Genomic DNA, 12,226 nt, shown 5'->3' with positions numbered 1-12,226 from the left:
ATGACCACCCCCCAACAAGCGAACGGCGACCTCGACCCGCGCACGCGCCGCCTGCTCGAGGCGCCCATCATCCCCACGCTGCTGCGGCTGGCCGCGCCCAATGTGCTCGTGATGCTGGCGCAGGCCTCCGTCGGGCTCATCGAGACCTACTTCGTCGGCAAGCTCGGCACCGACGCGCTGGCCGGCATGGCGCTGGTGTTCCCCATCGTCATGCTGATGCAGATGACCTCCAGCGGCGCGATGGGCGGCGGCATCGCCTCGTCGATCGCGCGTGCGCTGGGCGCGCGCCGCCGGGGCGACGCCGATGCGCTGGTGTGGCATGCGGTGGTCATCGCGATCGGCTTCGGCCTGTGCTTCACGCTCGCGCTGCTGCTGGGCGGGCGCTGGCTGTACGGCGTGATGGGCGGCACCGGCGCGGCGCTGGAAGCCGCGCTCACGTATTCGAACTGGGTGTTCGCGGGCGCGGTGCTGGTGTGGCTCTTCAACTCGCTGTCCGCCATCATCCGCGGCACCGGCAACATGGCGGTGCCGGCCAACGTGACGGTGGTGGGCGTGGTGTTCCTCATTCCCGCGTCGCCGCTCCTGATCTTCGGCATCGGGCCGTGGGGCGGCATGGGCATCGCGGGCGGGGCGCTGGCGCTGCTGCTGTACTACCTGCTGGGCTCGCTCGCACTCATCGCCTACCTGCGCTCGCCGCGCAGCCTGCTGCGGCCCACGCTGGCGGCGTTCCAGATGCGCTGGCCGCTGTTCCGCGACATCCTGCGCATCGGGCTGGTGGGCACGGTGTCGACGGTGGCGACCAACCTGTCGATCGGCATCGCCACCGCGCTCACCGGCCATTTCGGCGCGGGCGCGCTGGCCGGCTACGGCACCGCGTCGCGGCTCGAGTACCTGCTGGTGCCGCTGGTGTTCGGCCTCGGCGCGCCGCTGGTCGCGATGGTCGGCACCTGCATGGGCGCGGGGCTGCGCGAGCGCGCGCTGCGTGCCACCTGGGCTGGCGCGGCGCTGGCCTTCGGCATGGCCGAGGTCATCGGGCTGGCCGCCGCGCTGTTCCCGCGTCCGTGGCTGATGCTGTTCGGCCACGACCCCGTGATGCTCGAGACCGGCGCACACTACCTGCGCGTGGTGGGGCCGCTGTACGGTTTCTTCGGCGTCGGGCTGGTGCTGTACTTCGCGTCGCAGGGTGCGGGCCGGCTGCTGTGGCCGGTGCTCGGCAACATCGCGCGGCTCGCCGTTGCGGGCACGGGCGGCTGGCTGGCGCTGCGTTGGGGCGGCGGGCTCACCGGCGTGTTCGCGGCGCAGGGCGTGGCGCTGGTGGTGTACGGCATCGTCATCGCCTCGGCCATCGCGGGCGGTGCGTGGTTCGGCCGCGTCGGCTGGCCGCGCACGACCCAAGGGTTGCTGCGCCGCGTGGCGCAGGCCTGAAGCGCTCTCGCTATCTCTTCATCAACGAAAGGCTCGTCATGCAGATCAAGGATTCCGTCGTCTTCATCACCGGCGCCAACCGGGGGCTCGGCCTGGCGTTCGCCAAGGCGGCGCTCGCGGCCGGCGCGCGCAAGGTCTACGGGGCCGCGCGCGACCCCAAGAGCATCACGCTCGCGGGCGTCGTGCCCGTGGCGCTCGACGTGACGCAGCCCGCGCAGATCGAGGCCGCGGTGCGCACCTGCGGCGACGTGACGCTGCTGGTCAACAACGCGGGCATCTCGCGCGGATCGAGCTTCCTGGGATCGCCCGACGCGGTGGCCGCGGCGCGCGCCGAGTTCGAGACCAACTTCTTCGGCCCCTGGGCGCTCACACAGGCCTTTGCGCCGGTGCTCGCGTCGAATGGCGGTGGTGCGGTCCTCAACGTGCTGTCGGCCCTGGCCTGGACGACGTTCCCCGGCGTGGCGACCTACAGCGCCACCAAGTCGGCGGCCTGGTCGCTGAGCAACGGCTTGCGCAACGAACTGGCGGGGCAGGGCACGCAGGTCACGAGCCTGCACGTGGCGCTCATGGACACCGACATGGCGGCGCGCCTGCCCGGTCCCAAGACCTCGCCCGATGACGCCGCGCGCCAGGCGCTGGCGGGCGTGGAAGCGGGGCTGCCCGAGGTGCTGGCCGACGAGGTCACGCGCCAGCTCAAGCAGAGCCTGTCGACCGAGCGGCCCGCCTATGCGAGCCCGCCGGCCTGAGGGCGTGCGTCAGTAGCGGTAGGGGTTGTTGGGGCGGCGGTCGTAACGGTTGGGCACACCGTCGCCGTCGTTGTCCCGGCGGCCGTGGCGACGGCCTTCCCAATCGCGGCGGCCGTGGTCGTAGTAGCCGTGGCGGCGCGGACCGTCGTAGTAGCCCGGGTGGTAGTGGCGCGGAGGCGGCGGCGGGGCGTAGTAGTGATGGCGCGGCGGCGGCGCTGGTGTCACGTACACCTGGGCCTGGATGAACGGGCCGCCGGCCTGGGCATGGGCCGGCGCGGTGAGGGCGGCCAGCGACAGCAGGGCGGCAGCACCGAAGGCGAATGTCAGTTTTTTCATGGCGACTCCTGGGGAGTGATTGCGATGCCTCATCGTCGCGCCATTATGTGAAGTTCTTGTAAGCCGGAAGCGAAATCGCATGAAGAGCTGTAAGCCGCTGCGCTCACGCTCTTTCAGCGTTGCGGGGCCGGCAGCATGCGCCGCAGGGCTTCGAAGAACAGGTCGGACTGTTCCCGCTCGCCCTGGATCTGCGCCGCCACATGCGCGGCCAGCTTGGCGTTGACCGGCACCAGCGGGCGCCCGGTCGATTGCGCGATCACCTGGTGCAGGCAGGCGCGCTCCAGGTAGTACAGGTCGTCGTAGGCGTGGGCGATGGTGCCGCCCGCCACGATCACGCCGTGGTTCGCGAGAAAGGCCACGTCCTTGCCCGCCATGGCGCGCGCGATGCGCTCGCCCTCGGCGTCGTCCAGTGCCAGGCCGTTGTACTCGGCGTCGATGGCGATGCGGTTCATGTAGCGCATGGCGTTCTGGCTGGCGGTCGGGTCGAGCGCGCGGTCGACCGTGAGCGTCAGCGCCGTCGCGTAGGGCATGTGGCAGTGCAGCACCACGGCGTGGCCCGTGAGCCGGTGCACCGCGCCGTGGATGAAGAGGGCGGTGGGTTCCACGCGATGACGGCCTGCGAGCACTTCGCCGTGCACGTCGATCAGCACGATGTCGTCGGGACCGATCTCGCTCCAGTGCAGCCCGCGCGGGTTGATGAGGTAGCGGTCCTGCGCGCCCGGCAGCAACACGCTGAAATGGTTGCACACACCTTCGGACAGCCCGTGGTGGGCCGCGGCGCGCAATGCGAGCGCGAGGTCTTCGCGCAACTGGCGCACGGCGGGGCTGGCGTATTCGGAATCGGCGGACATCGCGGGGGTCTCCTTCTTTCTTGTGGTGGACGGGGTGTGTTGGATCAGGCGCGGACCAGCCCGGCCCAGGCCGCCACGAAGCGCTGCGCGTCCTCGCGCACGGCGGCGGCGGTCTTGCCGGGCTTGTAGAGCGACGAGCCGATGCCGAAGCCGGCCGCGCCGGCCGCGCGCCATGCGCCCATGTTGTCGGGCGCGATGCCGCCCACGGGCATCACGGGCGTGCCGGCGGGCAGCACCGCGAGCAAGGCCTTCACCACGGCGGGGGAGGCCAGCTCGGCCGGGAACAGCTTGAGGCCCGTGGCACCGGCCGCGAGCGCGCCGAAGGCCTCGGTCGGCGTCATCACGCCGGGCAGGCAGGCCATGCCCAGGCGCGCGGCCTCGGCGATGACTTCAGCATTGAAGTTGGGCGACACGATCAGCTCGCCGCCGGCCGCATGCACCTCGCGCACCTGCTTTGCTTCAAGCACCGTGCCCGCGCCGACCAGCGCGGTGGGAAAGCGCTGGAGCATCAGCGCGATGCTCTCCAGCGGCTGCGGCGAATTGAGCGGCACTTCGAGCAACCGGAAGCCGGGTTCGACGATGGCGTCGCCCACGTCGGCGGCTTCGGCGGGCGAGAGGCCGCGCAGGATGGCCACCAGCGGCAGGGCCTGCATCGCGGCGTTGAATTTATCGAGGGGCGTGGTCATGGGGCGGGTGTCCTGTCGGTGTCGAGGAAGCCGGACAGCGTGTGCAGTCCGGCCCAGGTGGCTTCGGCGCCGAGCGTGCGCGTGGCGACGCCGGTGGCGCGCAGGGCCAGGGTGTAGCGCTGGGTGAGGGTGGAAGAGCCGATCAGCACGACCTCGCCGACGGCCTGTACCGATTGCGTGCGCAGCTCTTCGCCGATGAGCAGGCCCGAGAGGTAGCTCGACAGCTCTTCCTTGGGCATGCGCTCGAACAGCGCGAGCGTGCGCGTGCCGAAAGCGTTGTGCAACAGGCCGTGGCCGTTCTCGGAGCGCGTCACGCCTTCGAGGAACGCGGCTTCGTCGAGTGGCGCGGCCGCGTCGAGCGTGCGCCCCAGGATCGAGTGCTGGCTCAGCAGCGCGTAGAACTCGCCCGTCATGTAGGTGCGAAAGCCGGCGACGCGGCCCTTCTTGACCGTGGCCCATTTGTTGTGGGTGCCGGGCAGCACGAAGACGCCGTCGTCCAGGCCGGTGATCGTCATGGCGCCGAGGATCTGCACCTCTTCGCCGCGCATCACGTCGGGCACGCCGGCGTGCTCGTCGCTCAGGCCGGGCACGATGGCGATGCGCGCGCCGGGGATGGCGTCTGTGGCGATGATGCTGCGGCCTACTTCGACGCGGCCCGCGGGGCAGGGGCAGTAGGGCGCTTCGACCCAGCCCTGCTTGCTGCCGGCCATGCCGGAGATCAGGCAGCGCGTGTCTTCCAGGCGCATCCAGTCGCCGAACAGTGACTCGAACACGGCAGGAAAGCCGCCCTCGGGCACGGTGAGGATGCCGCGGGCGTCGCTGCGCTCTTCGATGACCTGCCCGCTCGGGTCGAGCAATGCACCGCGTAGCGAGCTTGTGCCCCAGTCGATGGCGATGAGTCTTGTCATGTCTGTCGTCTGTTGCGTTTCGAGAGTTTGTTCGGGGCGCGTGCCCAGGACACCGGGTACTTCCCTCCGCGAATGTCCCCCGGCCTGCGGCCTCCTCCTTGATTTCGCTGCGGGAAGCACCCAGTGCCCTGAGCACTGGAGGCGCGGTTGTTGTGCGTGCCGATCAACGACTGCAGCGAACAACGCTCACGTCGATGGGGTGCCTTGCGCAGCGAAATCAAGGAGGAGCCCGAAGGGCGGGGGACATTCGCGGAGCAAGGTACCCCGTCGGCGGGAGCGCGCCCTGGATCTCTCCAAATCAGTGATTGTCTCGCGGCACAAAAGCCCCACGACGACCACGCAGAAAGGCCAGGTCCGCTCCCTGGTCGGCCTGCAGCACCGTGTCGACGTACAGCTTCCAGTATCCCGAATCGAGCGGGGCCTTGGGCGCCACCCACTTCGCGCGGCGCTTCGCCAGTTCCTCGTCGCTCACATGCAGGTGCAGCTTGCGGTTCGGCACGTCGAGCTCGACGATGTCGCCGTCCTGCACCAGAGCCAGCGGGCCGCCCGCAGCCGCTTCGGGCGCGGTGTGCAGAACGACGGTGCCGTAGGCCGTGCCGCTCATGCGTGCGTCGCTGATGCGGACCATGTCCGTGATGCCCTTGCGCAGCACCTTCGGCGGCAGCGGCATGTTGCCCGCCTCGGCCATGCCGGGGTAGCCCTTGGGGCCGCAGTTCTTGAGCACCATGATGCAGTGCTCGTCGATGTCCAGGTTCTCGTCGTCGATGCGCTTGTGCAGGTCGTCGGCGCTTTCGAACACCACCGCGCGGCCCTTGTGCACGAGCAGCTCGGGCGTGGCCGCGCTGGGCTTGATGATGGCGCCGTTGGGCGCGAGGTTGCCGCGCAGCACGCAGATGCCGGCCTTGTCCTTGAAGGGCTCGGCCTGGGTGCGGATGACCTGCGGGTTGTAGTTCTCGGCGTCCTTCACGTTCTCCCACACGCTTTGGCCGGTGACGGTCAGGATGTCCTTGTGCAGGTGGTCGGCGATTTCCTTGATGACCACCGGCAGGCCGCCCGCGTAGCAGAAGTCTTCCATCAGGAACTGGCCCGAGGGCTGCAGGTTCACGAGGCAAGGCAGGTCGGCGGCGAGGCGGTCGAAGTCGTCGAGCGTGAGCTCGACACCCATGCGCCCCGCAATGGCCAGCAGGTGGATCACGAAGTTGGTCGAACCGCCGATGGCCGCGTTGACCTTGATCGCGTTCTCGATCGCCTGGCGCGTGAGGATCTTCGACATGTTCAGGTCTTCATGCACCATGTCGACGATGCGCCGGCCCGCCTGGCGCGCCAGCACGTTGCGCCGGCCGTCGACGGCAGGGTAGGCCGCGTTGCCCGGCAGGCCGATGCCCAGCGACTCGACCATGCTGGCCATGGTGCTGGCCGTGCCCATCGTCATGCAGTGGCCGTGGCTGCGGTGCATGCAGCTCTCGGCCTCGAAGAAGTCCTGCAGCTTGAGCGTGCCGGCGCGCACCTGCTCACTCATCTGCCACACGCCGGTGCCCGAGCCCAGCTCCTGGCCGCGCCACTTGCCCGAGAGCATCGGGCCGCCCGACACGCCGATGGTCGGCAGATCGACGCTGGCCGCGCCCATCATCAGCGCGGGCGTGGTCTTGTCGCAGCCCATGAGCAGCACCACGCCATCGAGCGGGTTGCCGCGAATGCTTTCCTCGACGTCCATGCTCGCGAGGTTGCGGTACAGCATGGCGGTGGGGCGCAAGAGCGTCTCGCCCAGCGACATCACCGGGAACTCGAGCGGGAAGCCGCCGGCCTCGTACACGCCGATCTTCACCTGCTCGGCGAGCGTGCGGAAGTGCGAGTTGCAGGGCGTGAGTTCGCTGAAGGTGTTGCAGATGCCGATGACCGGGCGACCGTCGAACTGGTCGTGCGGCACGCCCTTGCCCTTCATCCAGCTGCGGTAGATGAAACCGTCGCGGTCGTGGCGTCCGAACCACTGCTGGCTGCGCAGTTCGCTGGCGGGCTTTTTCTTCGGGGCGTTGCTCATGGGATGTGTCTCTTCGTCGTTGATGCTTTGCGGAAATCCTCAGGGTTTTTCCTGCGGGACGCCGGTTTCAATCATCATATGATAAGCGTGACGAGCTGTCGCGCATTCAGGGTTTTCGAGTGGCCGGCACAGGCAGGAGCTGCCTGAATCCGGCCCCGATACGGGCAGGCAAACAGGCACCGGACACCACCAGAACCACACACCCACAGGCAGGCATGATCAAGAACGTTCACGGCAACACGGTCGACCGCATCGGCAGCGACATCGTCGCGGGCCGCTATGCGCCCGGCGCGTCGATTCCGCCGGAGCCGCTCTTGTGCGAAGAGCTCGGCGTGAGCCGAACCGTGGTGCGCGAATCGATCAAGTCGCTGATCGCCAAGGGCCTGGTGACCAGCGGCCCGAAGGTGGGCACGCGCGTGCAGCCGCCCGACCAGTGGAACTGGTTCGACGCCGACGTCATCGTGTGGCAGACGCAGGCGGGCCTGTCGGCCGAGTTCCTGCGCGACCTGCAGGACCTGCGCCGCGTGGTGGAGCCCGCCGCGGTGGCGCTGGCCGCCCAGCGCGCCACCGCCGAAGACATCGCCGACATGGAAGACGCCTACGCGGGCATGAAGCGCGCCATCGAATTCGGCGGCGACTACATCACGCCCGACCTGCGCTTTCACCAGGGCCTCATCCGCTCCAGCCACAACCGCATGCTGGTGCAGATGAGCCGTGCGCTGGGCGCGCTGCTGCGCACCAGCTTCGAGATTTCGACCACCCGCAAGAACGGGCCCGCGAGTTCGCTGCCGTTGCACCGCGCGGTGCTCGACGCCGTGATCGCACGCGATCCGGCCGCCGCCGAAAAAGCCGTGCTGGTGCTCATCGACGGTGCGCGCCACGACATCGAGACGGTGCTGGCCTCGCGCAAGAAGATTCCGCGCATCAGCCGCCCGGCGACGCAGCTGAAGGCCTTCCCGCTCTAGACGCGGCGGCCGCGCAGACATCCCATAACAACACTGGAAAGTCAGGAGACGCAGATGCTGATGCAAAGGGCTATCGACGGATTTTTTCGCCTGCTGGAGTTCCTCGTCGTCGTGTGCATGGTGGCGATGGTCGTCATGGTGTTCGGCAACGTGGTGCTGCGCTACGGTTTCAATTCGGGCATTTCGGTGTCGGACGAGATGTCGCGCTACTGCTTCATCTGGCTCACCTACATCGGCGCCATGGTGGCCATGCGCGACGGCGCGCACCTGGGCGTCGACACGCTCATCAAGCACCTGCCGCTCATGGGCAAGAAGGTCTGCTTCTTCCTGAGCCAGTCGCTCATGCTGTTCTGCAACGTGCTCTTCTTCATGGGCACCTACGAGATGCACGAGCTGCAGGTGACCAACATCTCGCCCGTGGTGGGCATCTCGATGATCTGGGTCTACGGCATCGGCTACGTGGTGTCGGTGGTGATGGCCCTCTTCAACATCGACAAGCTCTGGCGATTGTTCAGGGGCCGGGTGCCCGACCAGGAGCTGATCCAGATCATGGAATCCGAAGAACAGGTGCTCGACGCCGCCGCACACGGGAAGGTGGCGCAATGACCGTCACGATCTTCATCGTCTCCCTGCTCGGCGCCATGGCACTGGGCATTCCGATCTCGTACTCGCTGCTGGTGTGCGGTGTCTCGCTGATGGGCTGGCTGGCCTACACCGGCGGCCTGCCGGCCTTCGACAGCCAGATCATTGCGCAGCGTTTTGTCGATGGCGCCGACAACTTCCCGCTGCTCGCGGTGCCGTTCTTCCTCCTGGCCGGCGAGTTCATGAACGCGGGCGGGCTCAGCCGGCGCATCGTCAACCTGGCGATGGCCTGGGTCGGCCACTACCGCGGCGGCATGGGCTATGTGGCGGTGCTGGCCGCGATCATCATGGCCTCGCTGTCGGGTTCGGCCGTGGCCGACACGGCCGCGCTCGCCGCGCTCCTCATCCCGATGATGAAGGCCGCCGGCTACCAGATGAACCGTTCGGCCGGCCTCATCGCCGCGGGCGGCATCATCGCGCCGGTGATCCCGCCGTCGATCGGGCTCATCGTGTTCGGCGTGGCGGGCAACGTGTCGATCACCAAGCTGTTCCTCGCGGGCATCGTGCCCGGCATCCTGATGGGGCTCGCAGTGGGCGTGGCCTGGTGGATCGTGGCCCGGAAGGACAACGTGAAGTCCTCGCCGCGCGTGCCCTGGGGCGAGCGGCTGAAGGTCACGGCGCAGGGCAGCCTGGCGCTGGCGCTGCCGATCATCATCATCGGCGGCATGAAGTTCGGCGTCTTCACGCCGACCGAAGCCGCCGTGGTCGCGGCCGTCTATTCGCTCGTGGTGGGCCTCTTCATCTACGGCGAGCTCAAGGTCAAAGACCTGTACCGCCTCACGCTCGCGGCGGGCAAGACCACCGCGGTGGTGATGTTCCTCGTGGCCGCCGCGATGGTGAGCGCCTGGCTCATCACGGTGGCCAACATCCCGACCGAGGTGGTGTCGCTGCTGGAGCCCTTCCTGGACAACAAGACGCTGCTGATGTTCGTGATGATGGTGCTGATCGTCATCGTGGGCACCGCGCTCGACTTCACGCCCACCGTGCTCATCCTCACGCCGGTGCTGATGCCCGTGGTGCTCAAGGCCGGCATCGACCCGGTGTACTTCGGCGTGCTGTTCATCATGAACAACGCCATCGGCCTGATCACGCCGCCCGTGGGCACGGTGCTCAACGTGGTGAGCGGCGTGGCGCGCATCTCGATGGACGATGCCTTCAAGGGCGTGATGCCCTTCTTCATCGCCCACCTGGTGGTGCTGTTCACGCTGGTGTTCTTCCCGCAGCTCGTGACCGTGCCGTTGCAGTGGTGGATGGGGCGCTAGTTCTTCGTTTTTCCTGTCAGTCAGTTCGTTCAACCAACCCCTCGAATCGAAGGAGACAAGCATGTTGTTTCGCAGAACCCTGATGACCGCCGCCCTCGTGGCCGGCGGCCTGCTGGCGTCGACTGGCGCCCTCGCGCAGTTTGCCGAACGCACGATCAAGTTCACCAACGGCGTGAACGAAGACCACCCCGTGGGCGTGGGCGTGAAGAAGATGCAGGAAGTGCTGGCGGCCAAGACCGGCGGCAAGATGAAGATCACGGCCTTCTGGGGCGGCGCCGCGGGCGGCGACCTGCCGGCCACGCAGGCCCTGCGCGCGGGCACGCAGGAAATGGTGTGCACGTCGAGCTCGCCGCTGGTGGGCATCGTGAAGGAGCTCGGCGCCTTCGACCTGCCGTTCCTGTTCGCCAACGAGAAGGAGGCCGACGCGGTGCTCGACGGCCCCGCGGGCGAGTACTTCAACAAGAAGCTCGAAGCCGCCGGTCTCGTGAACCTGGCCTACTGGGAGAACGGCTTCCGCAACCTCACCAACAGCAAGAAGCCCGTGGCCAAGGCGGAGGACTTCGAAGGCGTGAAGCTGCGCGTGATGCAGAACAACATCTTCCTCGATTCGTTCAAGACCCTGGGTGCCAACGCCGTGCCCATGGCCTTCGGCGAGGTGTTCACCGCACTCGAGACCCGCACCATCGACGGCCAGGAGAACCCCTTCGTGACCATCGAGACCTCCAAGTTCAGCGAGGTCCAGAAGTACCTGAGCGTGACGCGCCACGCCTACACGCCCTTCCTCATCCTCTACAGCAAGAAGCTCTGGGACCAGCTCAACCCGCAGGAGCAGGCGGTGCTGCGCGAGGCCGCGAAGGAAGGCCAGAAGGTCCAGCGCGAAGCCAACCGGGCGCTCAACGAGAAGTCGCTCGCCAGCCTGCGCAAGACCATGACGGTGAACGAAGTCTCGGCGGCCGAACAGAAGCGCATGCTGGAGAAGGTCAAGCCCGTGTACGACAAGAACGTGCCCAACATCGGCACGGAAGCCGTGGGCGTGGTCACCGACGCGCTGAAGAAGGCGCGCGGGGGCTGACCGAGGTTTTCGGCCATGCGCTGAATGTGTGCAAGAGCCGCGCGGCACCTGCCGCTGCGGCTTTTTCTTTTTGCGGAATCCTTGTCATGAAAATCACGCAGCTCGAAACCATCCGCCTCGGCGAGTTTCCCAACATCCTGTGGGTGCGCCTGCACACCGACGAGGGCCTGGTCGGCCTCGGCGAGACCTTCATGGGCGCCGAAGCGGTCGAGGCCTACCTGCACGAATGGGCGGCGCTGAAGCTGCTGGGCACCGACCCGCTGCAGATCGAGGCGCGCAACCGCGACATCACGGGCTACCTGGGCTGGCGCGGATCGGGCGTGGAAACGCGCGGCAACTCGGCCGTCGACATCGCGCTGTGGGACCTGTTCGGCAAGGCCGCCAACATGCCGGTGCACACGGCGCTGGGCGGCAAGAGCCGCGATGCGATCCGCATCTACAACACCTGCGCGGGCTACCAGTACATCCGCAGCGCCACCAACCAGACCAGCTCGAACTGGGGTCTGGCCAACAACAACGGGCCGTACGAAGACCTGCAGGGCTTCCTGCACCATGCCGACGAACTGGCCGAGTCGCTGCTGTCCGAAGGCATCACGGCCATGAAGATCTGGCCCTTCGACCCGGCGGCGGAAAAGAGCCACGGGCAGTACATCAGCAACGCCGATCTCGACACCGCGCTCGAGCCCTTCCGCAAGATCCGCCAGGCGGTGGGCGGCAAGATGGACATCATGGTCGAGTTCCACAGCCTGTGGCGGCTGCCGATGGCGCAGAAGATCGCGCGCGCGCTGCAGGAGTTCGACACCTTCTGGCACGAGGACGCGATCCGCATGGACAGCCTGGACCTGCTCAAGCAGTACGCGAAGGACTGCCAGGCGCTCGTCTGCGCCAGCGAGACGCTGAGCTACAAGTGGGGCTTCAAGGACTACCTGCAGACCGGCGTGGCCGGGGTCGCGATGCTCGACCTGAGCTGGTGCGGCGGCCTCACCGAGGCGCGCAAGATCGCCGCCATGGCCGACGCCTGGCAACTGCCCGTGGCACCGCACGACTGCACGGGGCCGGTGGTCTGGGCCGCGTCCACGCACCTGAGCCTGCATGCGCCCAATGCGCTCATCCAGGAGAGCGTGCGCGCCTTCTTCACCGGCTGGTACAAGGAACTCGTCACCGAGCTGCCGAAGGTCGAGAACGGCATGATCAGCCTCAATGACAAGCCCGGCCTCGGCCTGGAGCTGCTGCCCGACCTGCACAAGCGCGCCGACGCGATCGTGCGGGTGTCGAAGGCGGCGTAGCGCGGTTCG

General features: G+C 67.8%; 12 protein-coding genes. 7 read left to right on the top strand and 5 right to left on the bottom strand.

Annotated features, from left to right (window positions below; genetic code table 11):
- On the top strand, positions 1-1,425 hold the full coding sequence (locus tag AC07SQ_RS25595) for an MATE family efflux transporter (RefSeq protein ID WP_095746256.1): 1,425 nt from the start codon (positions 1-3) through the stop codon (positions 1,423-1,425).
- Between the two features lie 38 nt (positions 1,426-1,463).
- On the top strand, positions 1,464-2,171 hold the full coding sequence (locus AC07SQ_RS25590) for an SDR family oxidoreductase (RefSeq protein ID WP_495271741.1): 708 nt from the start codon (positions 1,464-1,466) through the stop codon (positions 2,169-2,171).
- A gap of 9 nt (positions 2,172-2,180) precedes the next feature.
- On the opposite strand, the gene AC07SQ_RS25585 is transcribed toward AC07SQ_RS25590, so the two are convergent.
- The 5 genes from AC07SQ_RS25585 to AC07SQ_RS25565 form a co-directional block, all read right to left on the bottom strand.
- Complete coding sequence (locus AC07SQ_RS25585; RefSeq protein WP_095746254.1) at positions 2,181-2,507, bottom strand: hypothetical protein; 327 nt, start codon at positions 2,505-2,507, stop codon at positions 2,181-2,183.
- Positions 2,508-2,620: 113 nt separating this feature from the next.
- Entirely contained in the window at positions 2,621-3,358 is a 738-nt protein-coding gene (locus AC07SQ_RS25580; RefSeq protein WP_095746253.1) for an aldolase, read from the bottom strand.
- Positions 3,359-3,402: 44 nt separating this feature from the next.
- Entirely contained in the window at positions 3,403-4,044 is a 642-nt protein-coding gene (locus tag AC07SQ_RS25575; protein ID WP_495271740.1) for a 2-dehydro-3-deoxy-6-phosphogalactonate aldolase, read from the bottom strand.
- The gene (locus tag AC07SQ_RS25570) at positions 4,041-4,952 is read right to left on the bottom strand and encodes a 2-dehydro-3-deoxygalactonokinase (RefSeq protein WP_492741677.1); all 912 of its coding nucleotides are present in this window, start codon (positions 4,950-4,952) and stop codon (positions 4,041-4,043) included. Before AC07SQ_RS25570 ends, AC07SQ_RS25575 begins: the two co-directional genes overlap by 4 nt.
- 298 nt (positions 4,953-5,250) lie before the next feature.
- Positions 5,251-6,990 carry an IlvD/Edd family dehydratase gene (locus AC07SQ_RS25565; protein ID WP_062476021.1) on the bottom strand — a complete coding sequence of 580 codons (1,740 nt, stop codon included), beginning with the start codon at positions 6,988-6,990 and terminating at the stop codon, positions 5,251-5,253.
- Positions 6,991-7,205: 215 nt separating this feature from the next.
- Here AC07SQ_RS25565 and AC07SQ_RS25560 point away from each other — a divergent pair, with 215 nt between their 5' ends.
- From AC07SQ_RS25560 to AC07SQ_RS25540, 5 genes are all read left to right on the top strand, one after another.
- Complete coding sequence (locus AC07SQ_RS25560) at positions 7,206-7,955, top strand: FadR/GntR family transcriptional regulator (protein ID WP_062476018.1); 750 nt, start codon at positions 7,206-7,208, stop codon at positions 7,953-7,955.
- A gap of 54 nt (positions 7,956-8,009) precedes the next feature.
- Positions 8,010-8,561: a TRAP transporter small permease gene (locus AC07SQ_RS25555; RefSeq protein ID WP_223301408.1), complete on the top strand. Its 552-nt coding sequence runs from the start codon at positions 8,010-8,012 to the stop codon at positions 8,559-8,561.
- Entirely contained in the window at positions 8,558-9,859 is a 1,302-nt protein-coding gene (locus AC07SQ_RS25550) for a TRAP transporter large permease (RefSeq protein WP_070062487.1), read from the top strand. The genes AC07SQ_RS25555 and AC07SQ_RS25550 overlap by 4 nt, the downstream gene beginning before the upstream one ends.
- A gap of 61 nt (positions 9,860-9,920) precedes the next feature.
- Complete coding sequence (locus AC07SQ_RS25545) at positions 9,921-10,931, top strand: TRAP transporter substrate-binding protein (RefSeq protein WP_062476013.1); 1,011 nt, start codon at positions 9,921-9,923, stop codon at positions 10,929-10,931.
- An 86-nt stretch (positions 10,932-11,017) separates the two neighbouring features.
- Complete coding sequence (locus AC07SQ_RS25540) at positions 11,018-12,217, top strand: mandelate racemase/muconate lactonizing enzyme family protein (protein ID WP_062476010.1); 1,200 nt, start codon at positions 11,018-11,020, stop codon at positions 12,215-12,217.
- Positions 12,218-12,226: the final 9 nt, after the last annotated feature.

It is taken from the genome of Variovorax sp. GW821-FHT06D12, assembly GCF_059419205.1.
Note: the sequence above shows the minus strand (reverse complement) of the source record. Positions and strands in the feature narration are given on the sequence as shown.

Excerpts from the sequence above, each read along its gene's own strand:
- AC07SQ_RS25570 (WP_492741677.1), bottom strand. The coding sequence starts at position 4,952 with ATGACAAGACTCATCGCCATCGACTGGGGCACAAGCTCGCTACGCGGT.
- AC07SQ_RS25550 (WP_070062487.1), top strand. The coding sequence starts at position 8,558 with ATGACCGTCACGATCTTCATCGTCTCCCTGCTCGGCGCCATGGCACTG.
- AC07SQ_RS25585 (WP_095746254.1), bottom strand. The coding sequence starts at position 2,507 with ATGAAAAAACTGACATTCGCCTTCGGTGCTGCCGCCCTGCTGTCGCTG.
- AC07SQ_RS25575 (WP_495271740.1), bottom strand. The coding sequence starts at position 4,044 with ATGACCACGCCCCTCGATAAATTCAACGCCGCGATGCAGGCCCTGCCG.
- AC07SQ_RS25580 (WP_095746253.1), bottom strand. The coding sequence starts at position 3,358 with ATGTCCGCCGATTCCGAATACGCCAGCCCCGCCGTGCGCCAGTTGCGC.
- AC07SQ_RS25595 (WP_095746256.1), top strand. The coding sequence starts at position 1 with ATGACCACCCCCCAACAAGCGAACGGCGACCTCGACCCGCGCACGCGC.
- AC07SQ_RS25545 (WP_062476013.1), top strand. The coding sequence starts at position 9,921 with ATGTTGTTTCGCAGAACCCTGATGACCGCCGCCCTCGTGGCCGGCGGC.
- AC07SQ_RS25565 (WP_062476021.1), bottom strand. The coding sequence starts at position 6,990 with ATGAGCAACGCCCCGAAGAAAAAGCCCGCCAGCGAACTGCGCAGCCAG.
- AC07SQ_RS25555 (WP_223301408.1), top strand. The coding sequence starts at position 8,010 with ATGCTGATGCAAAGGGCTATCGACGGATTTTTTCGCCTGCTGGAGTTC.
- AC07SQ_RS25590 (WP_495271741.1), top strand. The coding sequence starts at position 1,464 with ATGCAGATCAAGGATTCCGTCGTCTTCATCACCGGCGCCAACCGGGGG.
- AC07SQ_RS25540 (WP_062476010.1), top strand. The coding sequence starts at position 11,018 with ATGAAAATCACGCAGCTCGAAACCATCCGCCTCGGCGAGTTTCCCAAC.
- AC07SQ_RS25560 (WP_062476018.1), top strand. The coding sequence starts at position 7,206 with ATGATCAAGAACGTTCACGGCAACACGGTCGACCGCATCGGCAGCGAC.